Origin of the sequence: uncultured Thiothrix sp. (assembly GCF_937876535.1) — a bacterium.
Taxonomy (GTDB): Bacteria; Pseudomonadota; Gammaproteobacteria; order Thiotrichales; family Thiotrichaceae; genus Thiolinea.
The window spans coordinates 1-24,284 of the sequence record NZ_CALFHZ010000006.1 but is presented as its reverse complement, the minus strand read 5'-3'; the positions used below and the strand labels follow the sequence as shown (position 1 = coordinate 24,284).

Here is a 24,284-nt window from a genome sequence, read left to right as displayed (position 1 = left end):
GCAATATTATGGAATTAATTCATTTGCTGGCGACCAGTAGTACTTGGCTACTGGTCTGTGTAGGGCTGATTTCACTATTGATCGGTAGTTTTCTAAATGTAGTGATTTACCGTTTGCCGGTCATGATGGAGCGGGAATGGAAGCAAGAATGTGCTGAATATTTAGGTGGCGACCAAGCCCTAGTCAGTACGGATACTGGCCCTTTTAATTTAGTAGTACCACGCTCACAGTGCCCAGTTTGTGGACATAAAATTGCCTCTTGGGAAAATATTCCAGTTATTAGTTATCTAGTCTTAGGTGGAAAATGCGCAGGCTGTCGCACACCGATCTCCATACAATATCCAATGGTGGAGCTAGCTACTGCACTCTTATCACTATTAGTAGCTTATCAATACGGTTTTAGTTGGCAGACTTTAGGTTTGTTATTTTTTACTTGGACTTTAGTTGCGCTTTTTATGATTGATGCGCAAACCATGCTTTTACCGGATGCACTCAATTATCCCCTGCTTTGGGCCGGTATTTTATTGAATATGAGTGGCTGGTTTGTGCCACTAAACGATAGCGTGTTAGGTGCTGTATTTGGCTATTTATCTTTATGGAGTATTTACCATCTGTTTAAGCTCCTGACTGGTAAAGAAGGAATGGGCTACGGCGACTTTAAGCTGTTAGCTGCTTTAGGTGCGTGGGGTGGCTGGCAAATTTTACCTTTTGTAGTATTCGCTTCCTCTGCGTTCGGTGCACTGTTTGGTATTGCTTGGATGGTCATTAAACGTAATGGGCAAAGCCTACCGATGCCATTTGGCCCTTGGTTAGCGATGGCTGGGTTGGTAGCCATGATTTGGCATGAAGAAGTTCTCCGCATTACTATGCAGTTTTTAGCTCCACATTGATAAGTTATTAGATCACTTGCGAAAGTAGCTGATCATCTTTTAGAGTGAGGAACGACTCGCGGCGTCGGGTTATTTAGCCCTAGGTGAAGCCTAGAGCGCTGGCGTTGCACCATGAACAGGATATGACCTTAGCTCGACGCCCTCCTCCTCCCTTAACGAAGCCTATACCTTATGTGTGAAGGACTTGGGATATCAAGGCTTAGTCTTAGCGGGGTGTTCGGTAATACTAACTTGCGCAAGCAGTCTAATGTTCACCATAAGCTAGCTCACCTGAGCCACACAAACCCATACACTACTAACATGCTAAACTCTAGAGCTGAATTAGCCCGAAAAGGATAAGACATGACAAGCTTTAAAGAGACTTTACAAACTTTAGGCGATGTAGTCAGCGACCGTTTTGACTCACTCAGTTCTAAACTGAAACAGCGTTTACAGTATGATGAACCCATCCAAATCGTGCCTTATGCGGGCTATGGGAATCAGCAATGGGTCAAAATCAGCGGACGTGCTCTGGAAGATAAAGGTCTCGACCAGCGCCAAGATGAAGAAAGCCTGTGGCAAAATTTAGCAAATGCTTATCAACGCTTTGAAAGTGATGAAATCCCTAATCTACAACTGAAGCTACACTTTCAAGGCCAAACCCTTGAGTTAGTGACTGATCAAGAAGGCTATTTTGAAGCCTCATTGCCTGTCAGTGATTTAGCCTCTGGCGGCCTGTGGTATGACTATCAAATCGAAGTACCGGCTCAAGAGCACCTAAACGTCTCCTGCCAACCTGTCACTGGCAAAGTACAAATCCCCTGCCCGCAATGTGATTTCGGCATTATTAGCGACATTGACGATACGATTATGGTGACCAATGCCACTAGTACGCTTAGCATGATGCGCCTTACCTTCTTACGTAGCCCCACCTCGCGTTTGCCTTTTGCTGGAGTGAATACCTTCTATCAAGCACTTACTCAAAGCGGCTCTGTACCACGCCCGATTTTTTATGTTTCCAGTAGCCCGTGGAATCTCTATGACTTTTTAGAAGAATTTATGGAGCTGAATAATATTCCATTAGGCACTCTTTTCCTGCGTGATTTTGGTTTACATACGCTTAAAGCCAGCCACCACGATCATAAGTTCACTTATATCAGCCAGATTATGGACAGCTACCCACAGCTTTCATTTATTTTAATCGGTGACAGTGGACAACATGACCCCGAAGTCTATAGCGAACTCGTCACACATCGCCCCCACCAAGTTAAAGCCATTTACATTCGTGATGTAAGTGCTGAAGAATCAAGAGATAGTGAAGTTTTACGTTTAGCTGAAAAAACACGTGAGCAGCAGATTGATCTGTGTTTAGTAGAGAATACGGTTGAAGCGGCTCTCCATGCGGTAGAGAAAGGCTATCTACCTAGCTCAGTCCTAGATCAGCTCAAAGCTGATTTAGCGCAAACAGATACTGTACGACTGCAAATTGAAGCGGCTATTCAGCATCAAGACTTTGAAAAATAGACTAGTTTGGCCTTTGACCTGCTAGTCAATAAGGCTAACCGTTATAACCGTTCAGCAAATAAAAGTATGCGTTTAAAATTAGCTGTGTTAGCATCAATTCCGGCCTGTAATACAGACCGTAGTTTATGCAACAAATGAAACAAGACCTTCGTTACACCGCTTCACCTCGTCAGTAAGTCATGTTGTCCTGAAGTTGTTCATTCCCAGCTTGTCATAACTAAGAAATCTATTGCGGCTGATAGCGCAAGAGCGCTTGGCTTTATATTAATTGAAAAATCAGGAGATAATCATGGCTCGTTTAACTGGCACTGTAAAATGGTTCAATGCAGAGAAAGGTTTTGGTTTCATTAATCAAGATAATGGTGGCGCAGACGTATTCGTACATTTCCGTGCGATCAAATCTGAAGGCTACAAAACTTTGACTGAAGGCCAAAAAGTTTCTTTCGAAACTGAAAAAGGTCAAAAAGGTCTGCAAGCTGCAAACGTAGAAGCTATCTAAGCTCTAAGTTTCTAGCGACGAATCTCAAAAAGGACTTCATTGAAGTCCTTTTTGCTTTTTAAGCGGGTGGTTGCGCCATCGCATGGGTAGTAGTTTCAGAAGTAGTACGTTCTGTTGAATTCTCAGCCGTATTGATCCGACTGCTATCAACTGTCAATTCACCATACTCAGCAATTGAATGCCCTACGGTTAATTGATTAATGAGACGGGCACGAACCGGGTCACGCCAAGCCTCACTTAAACTCTCACATAAACTATTCGCTAATAAAAAACGTTGGGTCACTTCCAAGCGACCTTGAAATAAGCTCAGTTGTGTTAGAGTTCGGCCATACAAATAGAAATTTACCCCAGCAATAAACTCAATCAGAGCACCACTCATCATGGTGATCGTGGCCAGCTCTCCTGATTGCCGCCAAAGCATAAAAACAATCGCCAACAGGAAAAAAGCAAGACCTACCATACTAGCGATTAGCGCCCAGCGAAAACTACGGCCTGCTTGTGAGAGGGAGAGATCATAAAAACGGGCGAGTAATTCAATCTGTGAAGAAGCAATCGCTTTGACATCACCTTCACTGGCATCTGTCAAACGCCTTAAGGCTTGTTCTGTTGCGCCAGCAACCGAGGTTTGACGCACATTGACTAGATTATCAAAGTAACTACTTGGGCGTGGCTCAGTAGGATTGCTCGACTCCATACCAACTCCTATTGATTTGGTTATTGTCCAAGTATAGACCAGCCGAGCACTGTCAGTTAGAGCGACTTCAGACCATGCCCTAAGAGACTGACTTCCCCATCCGGATAAATTTGTAAGCGGGTAAAGGAAGCTGAATGCACTGCAAAACGCAAACTTTTTTGATACAACAGATCAAGAGCTTTAGCAATAATGGCGCGAATCACACCGGTATGGGTCAGAATCAGTACACGTTTACCCTGCTGGGCTTCCAATAAATCCGCCCAAGCTTCAGCCACCCGCCACATGAAATAATCCATCGACTCACCATTTGGCGCAATAAAGCGGCGCGGCTGAAAATAGTATTGCTGCAAAAGCTCTGGATCACGCGCAAAGATTTCTTCTTGGGTTAAACCGACCCACGAACCAAAATTCAGCTCACAGAAGCGCTCATCCGGGACAAATTCACAATTCAAGCGCTGGGCTAAAAGACGCGCAAAATCATGGCAACGGCGCGTAGTGGAAGTGTAGATTACATCCCAAGCACCCTGTTGCGTGGCTAAGGTCAGTTGTTTCCAACCATCCATCCCCAATGGCTCATCGGGTGGTGCAGAAAATAAAGAAGGAGTTGCAACCTGCCCGTGCTTGAGTAGGTCAATAAAAGTAGAGTTCAGCGCTTGAGGTGCGGGGCGCTCTAGAAGCATTTGTCCCCCCTCCTCAACAACCACTTCTTGTTTAACTAATTTTGCCTGTTCGGCAGCTGGCTCAAGTCCTTGAACCTCTAGTATTTCTTCTTCAGCCATAATGACATCCTTGCCCAATAAAATACTGCTTACTAACCCTCTGAGGTGGCTTAATCTCCCTAAGAATGAGTAGACCATTAGCATAACAGTTTGTTTTTATTTCAGCTGTGGCTAGCGCTTGATTATTAGTCATACTACTCATTTTGGTACTTAAGAGTTAGTGTTGATAAGTGTAGCCTTTTTTACTTCATGTAGTGTCAAGATGCTATAAACTGTTAAAGTACCTAAAATCAATACCCCTGCAAGAGTCGTTTGCAAAGTTGGATACTCCCCTAAAAACACCCAGACTAATAAAGAACCGAACACGGACTCTAATAGCATAATTAAGCTGGTCTCGGCAGCGGTAACATAGCGTAATGAGTAAACCAATAAGACAAAAGACACCGGCCCTACAATAAACCCAATACCCAAAATAGCGAGCATTTGTGCTCCAGGTAAGATCACAACCCCAACTAGCATGAAGCAGACCAAACCACCTAAGATCCCACCAAAACCAATACTGGAGGTTAAATTAGCCTGAGGACAACTACGAATAATTACTAATTGTGCAGCCATTAAAATCGCACACCCCGCCGCTGCTGCCAAACCGATAGGCTGGCTTTGTCCACTGGATTGGCTAAATAAAATTGTCAAACCAATCGCACAAATGAGTGTAGCGACCCAAGTACGAAATAAAACCTTTTCATGTAGAAATACAGCGGAAAGAAAAGCACTAATGAGAGGAGTAAACGAGATAATCACTAAAACATCAGTGACATTGGCTTTACTAATGCCATAAGTAAATAAGAAGTTGGAAATCGCAAACAACAGGATATTGCCATAATAACGATAATGCGTATCCCCTTTTTGCTCTACTAAAGAACGCTTATCTAGCCATTGGTTATAAAGCAAAATCATTATACCCGTAAGCACTCCCCGCCAAGCACCAATTACCCACGGATCATTCCCAGCTAAACGAATCAATAAAGAATCAGGTGATAAAATACAAATCCCAATGAACGCTAATAAATAGCCTTTAAATACATTCTGTTGCATAACAAATTCTTTTAAAAAAACTTAATTAAAATAAAAATTCAGGATGACCTAAAAACTCAAACTTGAGTACGACACCAACAATCGGCTAGGTGATCATTCACCACACCAATACCCTGTAAGTAAGCATAGATAATGGTAGAGCCTACAAACGTCATGCCGCGTTTTTTCAAATCCTTAGAAATTACATCACTTAACAGCGTGCGCGCAGGAACTTCAGCAAAGGTTTTGAATTGATTGATAATGGGTTGATGATTTACAAACTTCCACAAATACTCATTAAAACTACCAAACTCTTGCTGAATTTTGAGAAAGACCAACGCATTCTTACGGGTCGCAAACACTTTTAAGCGATTACGCACGATTTTCGGGTCTTGTAAGAGCGCTGTTAACTCTTCATCGGTCATAGCAGCCACTTTCTGCACATCAAAATTATGGAAGGCTGCCCGATAGCCTGCACGTTTGTTTAAAATAGTTTCCCAACTTAAACCCGCTTGTGCACCCTCAAGAATGAGCATCTCGAATAATTCACGATCATCATGCACCGGAATCCCCCACTGCTGATCGTGATAATCGGCATAAAACTCTTTACCTGTTTGACCACCAAAACATCGCTTTTTGCCATCTGCACTGACTTGCAACATAAAACTGATCCTTAGGCTTGAACTCACCTAATTAAGAAAGCATCTGGAAACAAACAGCAAGGCTGCATAAACAAGCGTTATGCAGCTTTGAAAGAGCTTAAACTAATTGCTTAGCTTGTTGATCAGCATGGTAAGAAGAACGCACTAAGGGGCCGCTGGCGACATGCTCAAAGCCGAGTGATTCGCCATAGATGCGAATTTCTTCAAATTCGTCCGGTGTGTAATAACGCTCAATCGGCAAATGCGAATCAGAAGGCGCGAGGTACTGCCCTACGGTTAACATGCGGCAGCCATGCACACGTAGATCACGCATAGTTTCCTTCAGTTCATCCATCGTTTCGCCTAAACCAACCATCAAACCTGATTTAGTGGGGACAGTAGTATGACGCTCGCCAAAGCGCTTAATCAAATCCAGTGACCATTGATAATCAGCCCCCGGACGTGCTTTTAGATATAAACGCGGTACCGTTTCCATATTGTGATTGAAGACATCGGGTGGCGCGACCGACATTTCATCGAGCGCAATCTCCATGCGTCCACGAAAATCTGGCGTAAGGATTTCAACTTTAATCCCCGGTTGTGCTTCGCGGGCTGCACGCACACAATCAGCGAAGTGTTTGGCACCACCGTCACGCAGATCATCCCGATCTACCGAAGTGATCACGACATAATTCAACTTCATGGAACGGATAGCGTCCGCTAAATGCTCAGGCTCTTGCTCATCGACTGGCAGTGGACGACCATGCCCGACTTCACAGAAAGGACAACGCCGTGTACAGACTTGACCCAGAATCATAAAAGTCGCGGTGCCATGCCCGAAACACTCGGGTAGATTCGGACAAGAAGCCTCTTCACACACCGTATGCAGCTTATTGTTGCGCAACATGCCACGGACTTTTTCCGCTTGCGAAGCAGTCGGTAAGCGTACCTTTAACCACGCTGGTTTCTTCAGCGGCTCGTCTTTGGGCACGACTTTAATCGGAATCCGAGAAACTTTATCTGCACGCCGCAAAGGCACACCGGGTTCAGGTTTTACATATGACATTCGTTGACCTAGCCTGTATCAAGAGCTTGAAGTGTAACGCTTAAGGCGTTGAGTGAGGCTTATTCTACTCTCAAACGCTGGGGCGGATATAGTAGTCGTGAACTGATAAGGAATAAGCGCGCGATAACTCAACTCGCCATGCGCCCATCATATTCCACCTGCGCCGCCAGCACCGCATCGCCATTATCCTGTGCCCAATGAATCAACACATTCACGGTAGAAGACAGCGTTTTCCCCAAAGCCGTAATCGAATATTCCACCGTCACTGGCACAGTCGGGAAGGCTTGGCGTTTAATCAAACCGTCGCGCTCTAAATTCTTCAGAGTCTGCGAGAGCATTTTTTGCGAAATGCCGTCAATCTCGCGCAGCAATTGGTTAAAGCGCACCGGCTGCTGGCATAAACGATCCAAAATCAGCAGCGCCCATTTGTCGGAAATGCGGTCAAAAATCATCCGCGTCGGGCAAGCGCTGGCGTAAACATTGTATTCCATGATTATCCTCATTCGACCCAGTTTCCTTTAGGTAACTAGATCACCTTAAAGTGCGTTCTTTTTAGTTAATTTATTTTAGCATATCTTCATTCAAATAAATAGTTAGTTTCTAAAAGTTACTTAATTTGGAGTAGACAGCATGAGTAAAGTATTAGTGATTGGTGCGAATGGTACGATTGGTCAACACACGGTGGCGTATTTGATTGAGCAAGGTGTGGCGGTGAAAGCGGCGTCACGTTCCGGCAAAGCGCCTGCGGGTGCGGAGGGTGTGGCGTTTGATTACACCGGAAACACTAATTTTGATGCGCTGTTTGATGGCGTGAGCAGCGTGTATGTGATGGTTCCGGCGGGTTATTTGAATGTACAGGAATTGCTCACGCCGATTATCACTGAAGCTGCCAAGCGCAAGGTGAAAGTGGTGCTGCAAACCGCGATTGGCGTGGATGCGGACGAGTCGATTCCGTATCGCCAAGTCGAATTAGCACTGGAGCGTTCTGGCACGCCGTATGTGATTTTACGCCCGAATTGGTTTGCCGATAACTTCCACACCTATTGGCTGCATGGTGTGCAAACGGGCACAATTGCGGTTCCCGCAGGCGAAGGTAAATCCAGTTTCATTGATGTGCGCGACATTGCCGCTTCAGCCGCTGCTGCTTTAACCCATGATCAATTCAATGGCAAAGCCTTTAATCTGACTGGACCTCAGGCTTTGAGTTATGGTGAAGCAGCTACGGTTTTATCCCAATCCTTAAATCGCACGATTAATTATAAAGCGTTGGACGATGCGACGTTTGTGGGTGGCTTAGTCGGTGCGGGCGTGCCTGAGGATTACGCTAAATTCCTCGCTTTCTTGTTCTATCCGGTGCGCGAGAATTGGACAGCGGGAGTGAGTGCTGCGGTGAAGGAATTGACGGGGAAAGAACCGCGTTCATTGCAGACTTATGTGCAGGATAATTTGGCGAAGTTGGCTTAGCTATGTAGTTAGGCATATAATACTATTATTCGTCTTTGGATAATAAATTTATATGCCTAGTTTACCCTTAATAGAATATAAATATAAAAAATCTATCAGATAGCTCATTCATTTTTTAAATGAAGACCTTAGTTGTGCTCATTTAGTATTTAAAACTAGAACTCTTAATGTCAAAAAAAATTCCCATAATTGATTTGTTTGCTGGGCCTGGCGGTTTAGCTGAAGGATTTTCTTCTTTAAATAATTTGTCTAGAGAACCTATTTTTTCTGTAAAACTTTCGATAGAAAAGGATAATGCAGCTCATAAAACTTTATCTCTACGCGCTGCATATAGGCATTTAAAGCAGATAGGCACTCCGGATAGCTACTATGACTATATAACAGGAAAAATAGATCGCTCTAGTTTTGAGTCGCTTCCTCAAATAAGGGAGTCAATGGATCTAGCTTATAATGAAGCACGTAACGCCACGTTAGGAGAGACACCACATCAAGATATAGATCAGTGGATAGTCAACAGTCTGCAAAATGAAAAAGACTGGGTTTTAATAGGGGGACCACCTTGTCAAGCTTATTCATTAATGGGCCGCTCTATCATGCGAAAAAAAGATCCTTTGGCTTTCGAGAAGGATCATAGGCATTTTTTGTACAAAGAATACTTACGTATTATTGAGCATTATAAACCGGCAATTTTTATTATGGAAAATGTTAAGGGCATTTTGTCCTCTACTCATGCTGGAAATCTTATCTTTGAGCAAATACTAAGTGATTTAAGTTGTTTTAATAGTGATGTACAGTATGAGCTTAAATCTTTTGTTGTGGATAATTCAGAAGGGAAAAAGATAATTCCAAAAGATTTTACTATCTATACCGAACGACATGGAATTCCCCAAGCTAGACATCGTGTTATAGTGCTTGGTATTAGAAAGGACTTTTCATATAAAAATCTTCCTACCTTAGATATGCAAGCAGCACCAACTGTCGCTCAAGCTATTGGTGACCTTCCAAAAATTAGGAGTTGTCTATCCAAACAGCAAGACTCGTACGAACTGTGGAAAGAAGCTTTAAAGGGAACGCTGCAACATTTAGAGGGTTGGTCTCATACTTACAAAAAAGAACTTAAGGAAATAATACTAGATGCGATCAAGCAAAACCAAATAGACCCATCTCATGGAAAAGATTTTATTTATGGAAGGCTTGACTTTGCAAATATGCCTGAACATTTACGTACTTGGCTAGAAGATGAAAGATTAGAGGGTGTTATACAACATGTTGCTCGCTCACATATGGCTACAGACTTGCAGCGCTATTTATTTGCAGCTAGCTATGGTAGTTATAATAATATCTCACCAAAAATGAAGCAGTTTCCTAAAGGTTTATTGCCAAGCCACAAAAATGTAAATGGCGAAAAAATACCGTTCGATGATAGATTTAGGGTGCAAATAAAAGACACAACGTCTACAACTATTCTTTCACACATATCTAAAGATGGGCATTATTATATCCACTATGACCCTGAGCAGTGTAGAAGCTTAACGCTTAGAGAAGCTGCAAGGCTGCAAACATTTCCTGACAATTATTATTTTGAAGGCAATAGAACTCAACAATACATTCAAGTTGGTAATGCAGTTCCTCCACTCTTGGCAAAAAAACTAGCAGAAGTGGTAGCTGGCTTATTTAATGTAAAAGGTATTTAACATGAGGCTGAACTTATTATAGTTCGCTATTAACTTTTTATTTCAAGAATATCTTTCTCTGTAATAACACTGTATGTTTTTTTCGACAAAATGCTCCAGCACTCCTGTTTTTTCGACCATTCCGAGATCATTTTTCCATTGGCAGATTGTTGTAAGTATTTATTAACCTCTTCAGCCCATAATATAATTTTCTGTGTCAAATGGTTAGATACGCGCTGGTTTTTCCAAATTAAATCTAGATCAATATTATTGCCAATCAACATGGCTGTTACTGAAATAGTATAAGCCGTAATATTAGCTTGGAATGCGGGGAATTTTTGCCTAACGTTTTTTTGTACTGTATTGAATAAAATTATTTTCGCTATTATATGCTTATATTCATTTGTGTTAGGTAGTTTTATATCTTCATCTACACCATGAGATAAGAGTTTTTCCATAAACATTATAAAGTTTTTCTGACCACCTAAGCTAACTGAATAAGGCATTTTCTCCCAAGCACATAAGACTTTTGCTAAGTCAGTTTTGGTTATTCTGCGTGAATTTGGAATTAACTCTTTCAATCTTTTTATACCAGCAGGAGTTTTGCCTTCACGCTCAAGCATTACCTTATAACTGCCAGCTGCACGCTCATAAAACCAACGACTTATCCCATCTGGGCAATAGGTACTGTTAGCCAATTTTTCCAATTGTACATGATAAGGCTTATTAGCTGAAAGATCTGATTGCTTAACAGCATTTTGACTGTTCGCATAACGAGAAATATCAGCAATTAATAGCTCTTCTTGAGCCGAGTCGACATCTTTTAGAATAATGATTTTTGCAGGGACTCTAATTTTTTTTAGGTCAATGCTAGGATTATTCTTTTTAGTGAAGAATAGGGAAGCTGTCGTTTGCCCACCGTTGACAATTTGCATTCCCTTTAGCCAGGCAATACCTAAGATTCCAGTATTGTCATTAGCGGCGGTTAGGCGAATGTCATCTGCAATAATTACTATTCCATTATTGTAAGCCATAAAGCGTTCAGGCTGATCACGTAGGGTATCACGAATTCCTTTATTTACTTTACCAGTTTGACTCAAGAATGAGCGAACATTTGCCTCTAGAATGCGCTGTCCATACTTTTCGTATAAAAAGCGTAACGCTTCCCCAGGAATTGCGGTCAATGCACAGTCATATTCTGCTAGATCATCTTTGATCCAAATGCATGGCAATGAACTACCTGATAGATCCTCAAAATTAACCTCTAATTCATCACGTGGCTTGCCTTCTTGCCAGTGATTAAATAAACGTTCAATATCCATGACCTCAAGTCTAATGGTCTTGTCTTGAATTGCACGAGACTTAAATTGTTTAGTTTTAACTTTGCTATCAGTTAGAACATAAATGCGTATCTGGTTAAGCTCTGCGTAGGAATGTTCCAAAGTAAATACGAATTCATAGGCTTCATGTGAAGAATCCATTTTTGAGGAAAGCTTTCCTTCGATGCACATTTTTAGGAAGCGAAGACATTGTTCTGCAGCTTTTGTGGTCTCTGAATCTGGAAGATTTACTAATTCATCTTGGTTGTCATAGAGGCTGACATAAAGATCTAATTGATCGGCTTCATCCGAAAGCGCATACCCGCTCAGACGTAATTTGGCATTACTTACGGTAGCTGTATAGTTGCAAATCATTGGTTCGAACGTCATGCCAATTTCGGACATGTGTTTTGTTACAATTTCGGTAAATATCAGTTCAGCGAATGGCATCGACTCTCCTGGCTCTGCAGTTCGACTTGCCATTTCCTCACGTATTTCCTGCTGTGTTTGTTGCAAAAACTCAATTAATTCCATCTAAAACCATTCCTGTTCTTATCATTATTTCTGCAAGCTTTGTTTGATGATGCAGTAAATTATCGAGATCGATCTCATACTGTACATCACGTATACTAGTAGGCACGTTGCCCATAACGAGTCGTGGAAAAGTATCGTCAACCAATAAAAAAAGCTCATCTATATTTACAAATTGGCGTACATAATGCTCTGCATGAAAATCCAGATAACCTGCAAATAATAATCCTGTATTAAATTTGGTCAACGCACTGGTATCAGATATGAGTCTCTGGCGTAGGGCATGAACACGCTGTGGTAAGGTCTGTCCATGAGTACTAGTTGCAAAGCGACATCCACATATAAATAGTGGATGCCTGACTGAGTCATCCAGTTGTTCGAGCGATATGATATGCGCAAGAAATCCATTCGAAGCCAAAGTGCTTTTAACTTCAACGGCTCCCGTACCCAATTCAAAATCTTGCAAACCGTCTAGTGGCCCTTTCCATGCATCTACTGCTGTATGTAGCGGTAATGCTGTATTCAGCAATATGTCGAGAAAACGCATTTCACCGACTAAGCCAAGCTCGGCAGCTGAACTTAAGTGTCCATGGCTTTTTTGCATAAAATTCTGCCATGTGTGAAGCCTGCCGATGAATAATTGGTATAGTTCAAGTTCTTGCTTTTCTGTATTTCTAGTGAGCAAATCAGCAAGATCAATCACCATCTGAGTAAACAGTTCTTGACTGCCTTCAGACTGTCTAACCAGTGCCAACCATTTGTCAGAATTTCCAACGGAAATTCTTTCGACATTGAAACCATTTGCTTGTGGTAACATATGTGTGGCAGTTAGTCCTATTGAATTAAAACCAACTAGTAAAGCCTCAACATTTAAAGGATAACGGCGACCTGCTCGCAAAGTGCAATTGCCATTGGATGAAATTGGAATGCTCCGCCAGCCTTCTAAATCGTTAAGATTTTCCAAAGCACGCCATGCTGTGCTGATTGCGGCACTATTCGGCAGCACCATATTCTTGCTCCCATAATACATTATTGACTTTGTATTCCACCTTAGTTCCAGATTTGCTGCCTGGAAAACTGATACCGAAGGCTACAATAGGTGGTGTTTCAGAAGAAAAGTTAATGTCCGCTTTTTGTGGCTCCAACAAATATAATAGTAATAGCCCTTTCTCAGGTTGTGCAGGAACACCTTCAGCACCAAAACCACGAATTCGGCGGATTGAGATACCATTAGGCACAGTGGGTTCAGTTTTATGTTTTAAACGGCCAGGATCGTCATTCCAAGTTTTTTTTGTGTCATCAAGCGCAGCCAGCCACGATTTTTCATCCAAATCTACGGACTCATCTCTAGGTGATAATAAACGTTTAATAGCATAACGATCAGTAATGGTAGTATTTCCAGAACGAACCATTTTTTTCACAGAAAGATCGCCGATTTTCCAAGGATTTTCTTCTATACCTCCACCTATTACTGCAACAGTCCACTCTGTAAGTTCGGATACTTTGGCCATTGATGCGATGAATTCTGCAAGTAATTGACTATTAACTTTAGATGCTGCTTCATGAGTTTTATAGTTTTCAAGAAAGTCAATGATGATTTTATAGGGTATTCTTTGCCAAAAAATGCCATTCCAAGCACTACTTGTCCCATTACGTACCTGATTAGGAATAGTCTGAGGTGTACCCATGTCTATAGTTAACTGATCGAAAGCTTGAAGGTTTCTTTTGAGGATGGCCTGATCCTTAAATAGAGAAACTGTTTCTACTACAGAGCCACTGAATGATAGGAAGAGGGTTTTTGCCGAGCGCATTTTTAGGCGTGACGTGACCAGTAATACAGGGTGAGATTGTACTTTCAGCCCATACTCCCTTGGAGTACTGCCACTGGCTGCCATAACGTCAAATTCTTCACGCAGTTCTTCTGAAGCATTAGCAATATGTTGGAACCAATCAATCAAGTCACTAGTGGTATATAGGCGGCACAGGTCAAGATAGCCTGGGCGGTATCCAAACCATCGTCCCATCTGCATTAGCGTATCGTACATGCGTGAGGCTCTTAAAAAATAGCTAATACATAGCCCTTCCAGTGTAAGCCCCCGTGCAAGTTTATCACCACCAATAGCAATAACTTTAAGCCCACCAGCACTATCAACATAATCTAGTGCGTCCTTGGCAGTTCCGTTAATCCTTCTTACGCTAATTTCATCAAGAACATTAGGTAATATTTTTTCTATTTGCTGCCAAGTAATAGGTTGAGCACTGACTAACTCAGGCCATTGTTTAATCATTTTATCTGTTGTTGGCAGAAAATCAGAGTCCCATAGTAATTTGATTCTCTGCAGAATAGGCTCATGATTAATACTTCTGTTTAAGCGCTGTTTCGTATTGCGAATAAATTTTTCAACTTGCCGGTGAACTTCTTCCTGCACAGCATTAAACCGTGTGACATGGACAAGCATAGAGTTGTGCTCATTCTGTTGTCCTCTAAGGTTTCTGACAGCACATACGAGAATGAATGATTCAATAGCTTCTTGTAATGAGATGGGTATTTCATGTTCAGAGTCAAAGATAGGTATATGGTTGCTTTTGTGTTTGAGAGGCATCCAACCAGATGTACAATCATTGGTGCAATGATCGGTAACAGGTTTCACAAGAGGCAAACCTTCGTAAGAATTGTCAGTGGCTGAGTTCAAACCAAATACGCGCGCAGGACCAACGTAATTGGAAGGTGCGGCTAGATTAATGATAAAAGCTGAAGGGAAAAGGTCATCACCCTCTGCTGTGGTTACGCCACGCTCATGAATGAAAATGTTTGCAAAGGGTGTCGCTGTATAGCCAATGTAAGCTTTACGCTGGAAGGAGTGGAGTATTTTGCGAATTAAGCTATTGATAGCAGTCGGTTGGTGTTCTTCATCTGGCTTTCCATCTTCAGCAAAAAGTTGCTCTCCAGTATCTACAGAAGCGTTGTCAGCTTCATCATCAATGATCAGTAATGGTAGCCTTGTAACAACCTTACGCCCTGACTCTGCATCGATGCTATCAGCGACATGGTCATTGATCCATTTATGCAGACGACTTAAGACTGTTTTGTTTTTCTTAACTACAAACAACCATGGTCTTTGTTCAGGTGAAATACCCAATTGATTAGCAATACGAGTGTTAAAATCCCCTTTTTCTGAGCGATCAGTAACATACTGTGGGCGGATTTTGAAGTCAGAATCAACTTCTCCCACGCCTAATACTCGAACATTATCCTCACGAAGTGGGCTTGTTTCAAAACCGAGAAAGCCTTCATCTATTCGCATTTGTGTCTGAGATCGGAGGTTATTGTGCATACCTGCAAGAACAATAATTATTTTATAGCCTGCATCAGCTGCTTTACAAATCAGACCAGTATAATTCCCTGTTTTACCTGACTGTACATGCCCCACAACTAGACCACGTCGATCCCATGCTTCTTGGCGTTCTGGGTCTTCTAGTAAGCTAAGAATTTCATCTGTTGATGCGTCCAGTTTTTCGACTGCAGACCAAGGCAGACTTTTTTCCTGCCATTCTCTATATCGTTGCCAATAGCGCCATTCCTGCTTTCTATCTGCTTTTAACCAAGGCTTATGGCCTTCGTTATTTACTAAGAGGCTGTCCTTTCCAATCCAAATACTAAAGCGACGGATTAACTCCTCAATGACAGAGGCTCGATCAAGTTCCACAGCTGCTTTAGGTTTAATCGTCAAAACTAAATCAATTTTTTCACTAATAAGAGAGGGAGTAATACTCGACTTGTCTTGTTCGTCCAACAGTAGCTCTTGAACCATTTTGATAATACTTTGTTTGTTGACTTCACCAATAGATGACATCTGTTATTTTCCTTTTCAAATGGTGTCAGGCAATGCCGCGACAAGTTCTGGATAATTCTGAAATGGTTCACTTTGCAATAGGCGTTCACGCGCTAAGGCCGGTGACATGCCTTTCAACTTTGTCATATTGCTGTAAAGTATTTCGAGAATACTGACTACCTCTGCTGATGGTTCCTCAGCAAAACCAGTTCTTGGAGCCTCCTTGTTTTCTGCGGTATCCAACCAGATACGCTGCACAGGTACAGTTTCTTCAATAACTCGTAACATGGCCTTGATTTGGGGCAATAGGTTACCAGCCTCATCTAATGCTGCACGCACAGCAGGATGCTCAATATCAATTCGGTAACGCATCCCTCCAGTAAAATGTTCTGCTTTCCATGCCTGTATTACACTGGAGCCATTTTTCAAGCGTGGAATTTGTCCCCGATGAACAAAGGCTTTTCTTGCACGTGCACGTGTATCTTCAGCAAAGCGAACTAGCCAACTACGCAATTCGACAGGAGGCCGAGCGGTTGATTTACGAATATCAATTTTCCATTCCGCATCTGCTGAGTTAGGAATATCTAATCGAATTCTTGCTAAGCGATGCGCTTCGTCTTTAGTCCAAGATCGTCCAGTTCCAAGACCTAGCCAGCTTCCAGCAACTAGTAGACGTTTATTGCGATACACATAGAAACCTTGTTGTGCAGTCCAGCCATCAGGGCCTTGTGCAGCATCGAACTCTGCTGGTGACAACTTGTCCTTATGTGGTAGAACATGGCATTCAATTTCTACGCCTAGTGCAACAGGACTCATTGCAGGCGGAGAATGCCAAGGCTTGCCCAGATGGCCAGACAGGAAAGGATCCCAAGGTTTGATTGGTTTTTCATTTATACGCAAGACAAATGATCGACTATTTTCAAGGTAACGATGGAATACCATGGCTAGGTGCCGTTCTACCCTATCGATCAGATCAAGGAAATCTTGATCCGTGAAACCGTCTGTTACAATTCGATCAAGCAACTCCCAAATAACTAATGTACCACGGCCTGCTTCTTTTAAAGGTTCAAGAATACCATCAGAACCCTCAGGAGTTCCCTCAAGTAGGTACCAGCCATCATCCTTACTAGTTGCTAGAATATCCAGATCCCAATAAAGAGATTGCAATGCATCTTTTCCAAGCGATGCCACTATCAAACGGCGGCATTGTGAGAAGGATGCAGTTTTTAAGCCCAGCCCAAAACGCCCAAGATCGTCACGATTACGTTGCTCTAAAGGGTTTTTCTCACCAAGTCTCATAGCCTTGTCGAGTTCCAGAGCACTCATACCATTGCCATCATCTTGAATCTCAACACGGCTTTGTTTGCCTGCCCAGATAAAACGTATGTCAACCGTACCTGCTTTAGCAGCAATACTGTTATCAATAATATCGGCCAGCGCAGTGGCAGTATTATATCCTAAGCCACGAAGCGCCTCGATCATGGCGCTAGCTCGTGGCGGTGCGTGGCGAGATTTTCTGAGTGTCATATCTTCAGTCTTCAAACAGAAATCTTGAATTTTCAAACTCTTTTATGGATTCAGAGCGCATTGGGTGTTGTAATTTTTTAAGAGCATTTGCTTCGATTTGCCTTATTCTTTCTCGTGTTAACTCAAAAATTTGCCCCACTTCTTCAAGGGTCAACTCTTCTCCAGCAAGGCCAAATCGTAATCGTATGACTTCAGCCATTCTTTCATCCAAACCGTCTACCAAATTGTTAAGCTCTGTTTGTAGTTCTATATCAGAAGTGACCTGATCTGGACATAATTCGTTGTTGCACTGCATTAAATCTTCTAGGAGATGGACAGGAAGATCGTCAAACAAAAAACAATCTGAAGTGTCACGAATTTTTAGAATTTTTCTCGTTTGTTCAATAGAGGTATGAGCCATTTCTGCAATATGATTAATCATTATATTTTTGCCATATTTATATTCAAGCTCTCGCTCAATACGATTAACTTGATTGATAGACTCAACCATATGGACAGGAAGACGAATTAGTCGAGCTTGATCAGCGATTGCTCTTGTAATAGCTTGCCTAATCCACCATGTTGCATAAGTGGAAAATTTGAATCCTTTTCTATAATCAAATTTCTCTACAGCTTTGATTAAACCAATATTTCCTTCCTGAATGAGATCATCGTAATCTAGTCCATGATTACCGTAGCGTTTTGCAATTGAAGCAACTAAACGCAGATTGGCTTTAACAAAAATCTCAATAGTTTTTCTGTAAGAAGATACCGCATTTTTTATAGATAAACGATGTTCCTCTCGTATTGGTTCCAATTTAGCTATTATGCTATTCAATTCTTTTGCAGAGGGGCGTGGAATTTGAATGTCTTTAGATACACCTAAACCAAAACGAATCTTGCTAATATGTGTCCAAAAATCACCTTCATCTGCTCCAAAATCCAAGGTTTCACCCAAATCATCATCGGAAAAAGAGATAACTTTCACTTTAGGCGCGATTATTTCCTCTTCATCAATTTCACCTAGCTCATCAATCTCTTGTGAATCATGTTGATCACTTGTAAGCAATTCCCATTCATAATCAAGGAGATTTGATAAAGAACGTGTTAGTATAATAAGTGAGCTATCTATTTTTTGGCCAAAACGCACTTCATGCTCTTTTTCTAATAAGTCTATTTTTCGCATTGATAAATCGTAAAATTGCCAAGACGATGTTTCAATGTCTCTTAAAGAGTAAAATAGATCATCAGCTATTTCGTCTTCTTTATAAGAAATATCAAAAATAGATTTTTCTGTAATGCAATATTCGAATTCTTCTACAGCTATATCATATTTTTCTAGAAGCCTTAAGATTATTGATTCGTAATTATCAGCCTCACTGCCATAATCATGTAACACAGCTTCATATACTTGCTTATATGATAGAACTCCAGTATACGACCCTAAGCAAACCAAGTTATATAAAGAAGATAACGATCCTCTATCAATAAGTGGATTGGAAAAGACAGGAAGCTCAATATTGATATCTGACCAGTCAAAATCCCTATCTATTGGACGATGTTTTGTTATAGCAGTTTGTAAGCCAACCGTGGACTCTATTAAATTAATGTTGTCATGAGGAACAGTAATTGATTCCTCTGATAACCACCCTAAGAGATTTGGTAAGTTTATTAAGTTTTTATTTGTTTGCGTTTGAACTGGATGTGAGGCAAAGGGAGGTATTATTTTTATATAATCAATTTTGTCAGCGGAAGCTGTTCTATCAAGTGGTTTTGTGCTTCCATTGTGGTATATTTCTTCGGTGTTAAAGAGTCGAACAATTTCCAAAAAATCATATTGTCTAGCTATTTGTAAGGCGGTTCGACCCTGGTTATCAGTTAAGTTAGCATCTGCTCCGAGAGATAATAGGTATTCAAAAACTCCCTTGTGCCCATGCATAGCGGCTATCATCAGAGGCGTCATGCCAGCTTTATCAGGGGTGTTGATATTTTTTTCGGAAATTAGTGAAGCTAGAATAGCTTTAAAGCCTGCTTTAATTGCAAGTTTTACTAGAGGGTTAAAGCTGGTATTACCTATAACCAATACTGCTTACCTAAAAATAACAAATATTATAGAATCTTAGGTGAATAAGGCATGTCTAATAAACAGTAGTGACTATAATTAGAAGTGTAGTTTTTAGTCAATAGTTTTTTTCGATAACGCTTATCAACTTAACTTTTAATAAGAAGTAAGTGCTTATTTTTAAGGGCTTTATAAGCCTCCAAGATTTTATATCCATGGGCAACACTTCTAGCAATGTAGTCAAGTATATTAATAACTTCTTGATAAACTCATATTTTAACATATCGGTTACTTTACACATTTCAACACACTAGAAACCCGATACCGCCCATACTTTAATAAACGTTGCAAAAATGGCTCCAACTCACTAGCCGATTCAGGCGTGAAAATAATGTGATAACAGCCATCGCCGGTAATTTTATAAGCCGATTCTACTTGCGCTTCGTTTTTCAAAAGCTGTTCAAATTCATCAAAACGCGCCACGTCCATAAACATGGTAATAAAATGGCGTTCGATATTATGTTGGCGGATGGTATAGCCATTGATGACGCCTTGATCTTCCATTTGCTGCACGCGCGCGGCGACGGCTTGCCCCGTGAGATGCACTTCCTTGCCAATTTGTTGCCAGCTCATGCGGCTATTCGCACGCAGCCGCTGCAAAATCGCCTTATTCATGCTGTTCATAATCAATCCTTTCAAACTGTAAGTTTTCGCGCCGCAGTTCACACAATTCACCATTCTAACTGAACTACACAGCGCGTAAGCTAGCGGCCATACAAGAACGAGGATAAATTGATGAGCAAGGCATTGTTAGTTATTGATATTCAAAACGATTATTTTCCTGATGGCGCGTTTCCGCTGTGGAATGCAGAAGGTACGTTAAGCAAGGTTGAGCAGGCGATTCAAAAAGCTCAAGCCCAGCAAATTCTGGTGATTTTGGTGCAGCATATTGCGGATAAAACCAAGGGCTTATCACCGTTTTTTAATGAAGGCACGGAAGGCGTTGCGATTCACCCCCGCATTTTAGCGGCGGCTCCGAAGGCGCCGATTGTGATTAAGCATTTTGCAGATAGTTTTGTGAATACTGATTTAGAAGCAACTTTGCAGCGCTTGGGTGTGGATGAGTTATTAGTGTGTGGCATGATGACGCAAAACTGTGTCACGCATACCGCGATCTCTAAGGAGGCGGAAAAATATAAAACCGCGATTGTGCAAGATTGCTGTACCACGGTGACGGAGTTGCTGCATTTGATTGCTTTGGGTGCGGTTGCCACGCGCATGGAGTTGGTGCGTTTGGAACAGATTTTTAATTAAAAAATAATTGCCCGGTTTTTCAAAACAGATGATGCTGTTTATCATTAAGATAAATAGCTTTGTCTTAAAATTTAGGTTGGTACCAGCTCGGTAAGTATAAGTTCTAAGGTTAATACCTTTTCAGACATAATCTAAAAACGAGTAACCCAACATGAGTAACACAGTTCAAAGTAAACCTACTTCGATTCAAGCTCAAGACATCCAGCGCTATGCCCAACAAGGGCAAGATCGAGCTATAAAGGCACGTAGTTTCTCGGTAGATAGCACTCAACCAGATAAACAAGAAAACATTAAGCAGTTAGCTAATTCTTTAGTAAATTCGATTGATAGCAAGACTCAATCCCAAAACCAAGCGGTAGGTGCGGGGAATTTACCCAAGCCTACTCCTAAAGAACCGTCTGTATCAGTAGTTGCCGGTGGTTTGCCTAAACCTACTCCTAAAGAACCAGTGGTTGCTGGTGGCTTACCCGCACCTAAGCCTCAAGAACCGCCAGTAGTTGCTGGTGGTCTACCCGCACCTACTCCTGAGCCGCCAGTAGTTGCAGGTCGCTTACCCACACCTACACCTCAAGAGCCGCCAGTAGTTGCAGGTCGCTTACCCACACCTACGCCTAAAGAACCAGTAGTGGCTGGTGGTTTGCCCATACCTAAAACTGCTCAGATTGATTAGTACAGCTAATCCAAATTTATAATTATTAGCAGCTAAGAGAATCAAGCTATGAGTACTGAAACACCCACGGTTTGCCCAAGCGCAAATCACAAAGAGGCTGGAGCAGTGTTATTTGCAGTAGTGGGCGGAACACCGGAACAGCCTGAAGCGGTTTATTTAGATAAGATTGAACCTATTACTGAAGAAATCTTGGAAATGGCAGGGCCTGTAGATCCGACTGAGGTCTTTCGCTTTGCAGCACCCTGTAGTAAAGCTAAGTGCCAGCATTTCAATGATGAAAAATCATCCTGCCAATTAGCCGCCAAGGTAGTGAAAATGACACCCATGGTGGTTAATAAACTCGCCCCTTGCCCTATTCGTAGTACTTGCCGCTGGTGGCAACAAGAAGGCGTATCCGGTTGTCAGCGTTGCCCACAAGTGGTGACATTAAACTACGCACCCAGTGAAGGTATGCGCGCCGCTGCAACACCGACCACCGTTTCTGCTTAACTATTTTTAGGGGCAAACGCTGAGCGATTTGCCCCATAAAAAACTCTTGTTTCGTCTTTATATAAATAACGCTAAGCCATTCTCTTCCTAAGCTGACTTATATTCACGTCAGCAAATGCTCTACCCGCTTAGCAATCTCCATTTCCACATCTGCCCAAAAATCATCAGGATCATCCCATTTACTCAGATGTTTCCCATCAGTCGGTAAAGCGACAATCTGCCCTATTTCATGTTTAAACCAAGTCGGCGTATTGCGGATAATAATCGGAATAACAGTATTTTTATTTTCCTTATAGGCTTGAAGTGCGCTTTGCATTTCCTTTTTAAAGCAATAATCCGAAGCCATAAAATCAGGGCTAATCAATAACAGCACCACATCAGCGGCATTTAGCTTCTCGAAAATCGTCTTATCTACTCCATCCCCTGCAATCAATTGCCGATCATTCCAAGCTTCGATAGCGAATAGATGACCGAGCGCTTTCAAATGCTTATCTAGTTCTTTCTTGTGTGCTTCATCTAGATGCGAATAAGAAATAAAAATCTTAACTTTTTTCGCTTCGACAGGGGTTGGTTCGGTCATGTGATACTCTTTTTGAAATTCGGATAGGTGCTCAGTTTTGCCATTGCGTGTCAGCAGCTCTTGATAGCGTTTATGCGGGCTAGCTTCACTAATTAATCTGCGCAATTCATACAGCAAACGCTCTAGTTGTTGCCCACGCAACTTGAACAGCAGTGAGCCTTTATTCGAGGTTTTGGTTTTCTGCAATTGCGTTTGGAATAGCACTTGCCCATCCGAAGTGGTGCAAAAAATCCCATATTGCCATGCAGTGCCACAGTATTTTTGGTCGAGTTCGCTAATCAAGCGCTCAATAATACTGCGATGTAAAAACGGGTATTGCACCTCTAACAACCAATCCTCGGCACGCTCAGCGCCCCAACTTTCACAGAGAGGCGATTTTTCAGGGAGGAGAGCGGGAATAATAAACTCGCGATCTTTGAAAAGCTTTTCCCGCACCCAATCTATTTCATAGCAAACACCACAGTTGAGCATAAAACTGGCATAGATTTGATGCTCGTTTTCCGTTTCATCTTTCCAAAACTCTTCAAATTCGTCACCACTAATTCGGCCTTGAGCTTTTTCGATACGACGGCGGATATTTTTATTCCGATCAAACAATTTATAAATCGCTTCAATCGCCCAGTTTTGATCGAGAACGAGTTTGTTTTGAAAGCTATCGGCTTGATAAAAAATAAAACCGATTTGGTGGAGATAATCTGCAAACCACCTTGCATCCTCAATGCCTACTTGCTCACAGAGTTTTTCAAACTCATTGAAGGGTAAGGTGCGTTGCTGCTGGCTTCGTAAAACATCCAACTCAGCCTGCACAGCTAACCATGAATTAGGCAGCTCTAAACAAATGCGAGGTTGCAGTTCCTCAATGATAGAAGCAATCGCGCCGCGTAGACTGTGCATGCGCTGATGTTTCATGGCAGAGATTTTTAGCGCATCACGAATTTGCTTAGCACCAGGCAAGTCATTGTTTAAGCCTTCTGGGCGTTCGGGTAGCTTATCTGAGCGGTCAATTTGGTTTTTCACCAAAATCACTGGGCTATCGCCACCCAAATCATTAATTAACTCTAGCCAATAACTCACCGGATGATTTATTTCATCTTGGCTCTCATCCGTTTCTTCCGCCCACAGTAAAAGATAGAGGCAATCTTTGGATAAAAATAAGCGGTGGGTGGCATGATAAATTTCCTGTCCACCAAAATCCCAGAGTTGCAAGGTGACAGGTTGATTTTGACCTTCAAGCTGAAAAGGAATTTCTTTTAAAGCAATGCCATGTGTGGATGCAAAGTTTTCAGGTGGGGCTTTTTTATGTTCGAGTGCATACGCAAGAGTGGTTTTACCAACGCGACCATTGCCGAGTAATTGGACTTTGAGTTGTTGGATTCGGGTTGAGCCTTGTTCTAAGGCTTGCCAGTAGTTGATTAAGGATTCACAACAATCATCATACGTATCCTCTCCAAAAATAACAGATGGGATATGATGAATAAGATTACTGTAAAGTTTTAACTCTGTGAGTTTTTTATCTAAAACTCGTTGTTGAATTAATAGAGGAATCTTGGTGATTTGATTCGTAGAACAGTTCAATCTTTGCAGCTGCGGTAAATCTCTTAAGCCTTCCAGCGTGTTCAACTGATTAGCACGACCATCCAAGCTTTGCAGCTGCGGTAAATCCCCTAAGCCTTCCAGCGTGCTCAACTGATTAAAAGAGCAGTCCAAGCTTTGCAGCTGCGGTAAATCCCCTAAGCCTTCCAGCGTGCTCAACTGAT

General features: G+C 41.9%; 21 protein-coding genes. 8 read left to right on the top strand and 13 right to left on the bottom strand.

Annotated features, from left to right (window positions below):
• Positions 1 to 8 precede the first annotated feature (8 nt).
• From Q0230_RS02505 to Q0230_RS02495, 3 genes are all read left to right on the top strand, one after another.
• Positions 9 to 890 (top strand): A24 family peptidase, encoded by an 882-nt coding sequence (locus Q0230_RS02505; RefSeq protein ID WP_298607834.1) that lies wholly within the window; start codon positions 9 to 11, stop codon positions 888 to 890.
• 342 nt (positions 891 to 1,232) lie between these two features.
• On the top strand, positions 1,233 to 2,393 hold the full coding sequence (locus Q0230_RS02500; protein WP_298607832.1) for an App1 family protein: 1,161 nt from the start codon (positions 1,233 to 1,235) through the stop codon (positions 2,391 to 2,393).
• Positions 2,394 to 2,679: 286 nt separating this feature from the next.
• Positions 2,680 to 2,892: a cold-shock protein gene (locus Q0230_RS02495; protein WP_298608209.1), complete on the top strand. Its 213-nt coding sequence runs from the start codon at positions 2,680 to 2,682 to the stop codon at positions 2,890 to 2,892.
• A 58-nt stretch (positions 2,893 to 2,950) separates the two neighbouring features.
• Here the strand turns inward: Q0230_RS02495 and Q0230_RS02490 are convergent, their stop codons facing one another.
• From Q0230_RS02490 to Q0230_RS02465, 6 genes are all read right to left on the bottom strand, one after another.
• Positions 2,951 to 3,586, bottom strand: coding sequence for a hypothetical protein (locus tag Q0230_RS02490; RefSeq protein WP_298607829.1), 636 nt, complete (start codon positions 3,584 to 3,586; stop codon positions 2,951 to 2,953).
• Between the two features lie 56 nt (positions 3,587 to 3,642).
• On the bottom strand, positions 3,643 to 4,365 hold the full coding sequence (locus tag Q0230_RS02485) for a histidine phosphatase family protein (protein ID WP_298607826.1): 723 nt from the start codon (positions 4,363 to 4,365) through the stop codon (positions 3,643 to 3,645).
• 150 nt (positions 4,366 to 4,515) lie between these two features.
• Positions 4,516 to 5,400: a DMT family transporter gene (locus tag Q0230_RS02480; protein WP_298607824.1), complete on the bottom strand. Its 885-nt coding sequence runs from the start codon at positions 5,398 to 5,400 to the stop codon at positions 4,516 to 4,518.
• 56 nt (positions 5,401 to 5,456) lie between these two features.
• Positions 5,457 to 6,041, bottom strand: a complete 585-nt coding sequence (locus tag Q0230_RS02475; protein ID WP_298607822.1) for a DNA-3-methyladenine glycosylase I — start codon at positions 6,039 to 6,041, stop codon at positions 5,457 to 5,459.
• 97 nt (positions 6,042 to 6,138) lie between these two features.
• A complete protein-coding gene (gene lipA / locus Q0230_RS02470) occupies positions 6,139 to 7,086 on the bottom strand; it encodes a lipoyl synthase (protein WP_298607820.1) in 948 nt (315 codons plus the stop codon).
• A gap of 128 nt (positions 7,087 to 7,214) precedes the next feature.
• The gene (locus Q0230_RS02465) at positions 7,215 to 7,577 is read right to left on the bottom strand and encodes a helix-turn-helix domain-containing protein (RefSeq protein WP_298607818.1); all 363 of its coding nucleotides are present in this window, start codon (positions 7,575 to 7,577) and stop codon (positions 7,215 to 7,217) included.
• Positions 7,578 to 7,716: 139 nt separating this feature from the next.
• Between Q0230_RS02465 and Q0230_RS02460 the strand changes: the two genes are divergently transcribed.
• Both Q0230_RS02460 and Q0230_RS02455 read left to right on the top strand, forming a co-directional pair.
• Positions 7,717 to 8,550 carry an NAD(P)H-binding protein gene (locus Q0230_RS02460; protein ID WP_298607816.1) on the top strand — a complete coding sequence of 278 codons (834 nt, stop codon included), beginning with the start codon at positions 7,717 to 7,719 and terminating at the stop codon, positions 8,548 to 8,550.
• Between the two features lie 167 nt (positions 8,551 to 8,717).
• Positions 8,718 to 10,244 (top strand): DNA cytosine methyltransferase, encoded by a 1,527-nt coding sequence (locus Q0230_RS02455; protein ID WP_298607814.1) that lies wholly within the window; start codon positions 8,718 to 8,720, stop codon positions 10,242 to 10,244.
• Positions 10,245 to 10,273: 29 nt separating this feature from the next.
• Here Q0230_RS02455 and Q0230_RS02450 read toward each other — a convergent pair whose 3' ends face one another.
• From Q0230_RS02450 to Q0230_RS02425, 6 genes are all read right to left on the bottom strand, one after another.
• Entirely contained in the window at positions 10,274 to 12,076 is a 1,803-nt protein-coding gene (locus tag Q0230_RS02450) for an AIPR family protein (RefSeq protein ID WP_298607811.1), read from the bottom strand.
• Positions 12,063 to 13,082 carry an MZA anti-phage system associated PD-(D/E)XK motif protein MzaD gene (mzaD, locus tag Q0230_RS02445; protein WP_298607809.1) on the bottom strand — a complete coding sequence of 340 codons (1,020 nt, stop codon included), beginning with the start codon at positions 13,080 to 13,082 and terminating at the stop codon, positions 12,063 to 12,065. The genes Q0230_RS02450 and mzaD overlap by 14 nt, the downstream gene beginning before the upstream one ends.
• Entirely contained in the window at positions 13,066 to 15,927 is a 2,862-nt protein-coding gene (locus tag Q0230_RS02440; RefSeq protein WP_298607807.1) for a Z1 domain-containing protein, read from the bottom strand. The genes mzaD and Q0230_RS02440 overlap by 17 nt, the downstream gene beginning before the upstream one ends.
• Before the next feature lie 15 nt (positions 15,928 to 15,942).
• A complete protein-coding gene (gene mzaB / locus Q0230_RS02435) occupies positions 15,943 to 17,448 on the bottom strand; it encodes an MZA anti-phage system associated ATPase MzaB (protein WP_298607805.1) in 1,506 nt (501 codons plus the stop codon).
• A complete protein-coding gene (locus tag Q0230_RS02430) occupies positions 17,438 to 19,495 on the bottom strand; it encodes a sigma-70 family RNA polymerase sigma factor (RefSeq protein ID WP_298607804.1) in 2,058 nt (685 codons plus the stop codon). Before Q0230_RS02430 ends, mzaB begins: the two co-directional genes overlap by 11 nt.
• A 267-nt stretch (positions 19,496 to 19,762) precedes the next feature.
• Positions 19,763 to 20,158, bottom strand: a complete 396-nt coding sequence (locus tag Q0230_RS02425) for an Lrp/AsnC family transcriptional regulator (protein ID WP_298607802.1) — start codon at positions 20,156 to 20,158, stop codon at positions 19,763 to 19,765.
• Positions 20,159 to 20,269: 111 nt separating this feature from the next.
• Here Q0230_RS02425 and Q0230_RS02420 point away from each other — a divergent pair, with 111 nt between their 5' ends.
• From Q0230_RS02420 to Q0230_RS02410, 3 genes are all read left to right on the top strand, one after another.
• Positions 20,270 to 20,788, top strand: coding sequence for an isochorismatase family protein (locus Q0230_RS02420; RefSeq protein WP_298607801.1), 519 nt, complete (start codon positions 20,270 to 20,272; stop codon positions 20,786 to 20,788).
• Positions 20,789 to 20,939: 151 nt separating this feature from the next.
• Entirely contained in the window at positions 20,940 to 21,458 is a 519-nt protein-coding gene (locus Q0230_RS02415; RefSeq protein WP_298607798.1) for a hypothetical protein, read from the top strand.
• Positions 21,459 to 21,506: 48 nt separating this feature from the next.
• Positions 21,507 to 21,947, top strand: a complete 441-nt coding sequence (locus tag Q0230_RS02410; protein WP_298607796.1) for a nitrogen fixation protein — start codon at positions 21,507 to 21,509, stop codon at positions 21,945 to 21,947.
• A 103-nt stretch (positions 21,948 to 22,050) separates the two neighbouring features.
• On the opposite strand, the gene Q0230_RS02405 is transcribed toward Q0230_RS02410, so the two are convergent.
• The coding region (locus Q0230_RS02405; protein WP_298607795.1) for a COR domain-containing protein at positions 22,051 to 24,284 on the bottom strand (2,234 nt) is incomplete at its 5' end.

Coding starts and splice junctions, on each gene's coding strand:
- Q0230_RS02505 (WP_298607834.1), top strand. CDS start 9: ATGGAATTAATTCATTTGCTGGCGACCAGTAGTACTTGGCTACTGGTC.
- Q0230_RS02500 (WP_298607832.1), top strand. CDS start 1,233: ATGACAAGCTTTAAAGAGACTTTACAAACTTTAGGCGATGTAGTCAGC.
- Q0230_RS02490 (WP_298607829.1), bottom strand. CDS start 3,586: ATGGAGTCGAGCAATCCTACTGAGCCACGCCCAAGTAGTTACTTTGAT.
- Q0230_RS02485 (WP_298607826.1), bottom strand. CDS start 4,365: ATGGCTGAAGAAGAAATACTAGAGGTTCAAGGACTTGAGCCAGCTGCC.
- Q0230_RS02480 (WP_298607824.1), bottom strand. CDS start 5,400: ATGCAACAGAATGTATTTAAAGGCTATTTATTAGCGTTCATTGGGATT.
- Q0230_RS02475 (WP_298607822.1), bottom strand. CDS start 6,041: ATGTTGCAAGTCAGTGCAGATGGCAAAAAGCGATGTTTTGGTGGTCAA.
- lipA (WP_298607820.1), bottom strand. CDS start 7,086: ATGTCATATGTAAAACCTGAACCCGGTGTGCCTTTGCGGCGTGCAGAT.
- Q0230_RS02465 (WP_298607818.1), bottom strand. CDS start 7,577: ATGGAATACAATGTTTACGCCAGCGCTTGCCCGACGCGGATGATTTTT.
- Q0230_RS02460 (WP_298607816.1), top strand. CDS start 7,717: ATGAGTAAAGTATTAGTGATTGGTGCGAATGGTACGATTGGTCAACAC.
- Q0230_RS02455 (WP_298607814.1), top strand. CDS start 8,718: ATGTCAAAAAAAATTCCCATAATTGATTTGTTTGCTGGGCCTGGCGGT.
- Q0230_RS02450 (WP_298607811.1), bottom strand. CDS start 12,076: ATGGAATTAATTGAGTTTTTGCAACAAACACAGCAGGAAATACGTGAG.
- mzaD (WP_298607809.1), bottom strand. CDS start 13,082: ATGGTGCTGCCGAATAGTGCCGCAATCAGCACAGCATGGCGTGCTTTG.
- Q0230_RS02440 (WP_298607807.1), bottom strand. CDS start 15,927: ATGTCATCTATTGGTGAAGTCAACAAACAAAGTATTATCAAAATGGTT.
- Q0230_RS02425 (WP_298607802.1), bottom strand. CDS start 20,158: ATGAACAGCATGAATAAGGCGATTTTGCAGCGGCTGCGTGCGAATAGC.
- Q0230_RS02420 (WP_298607801.1), top strand. CDS start 20,270: ATGAGCAAGGCATTGTTAGTTATTGATATTCAAAACGATTATTTTCCT.
- Q0230_RS02415 (WP_298607798.1), top strand. CDS start 20,940: ATGAGTAACACAGTTCAAAGTAAACCTACTTCGATTCAAGCTCAAGAC.
- Q0230_RS02410 (WP_298607796.1), top strand. CDS start 21,507: ATGAGTACTGAAACACCCACGGTTTGCCCAAGCGCAAATCACAAAGAG.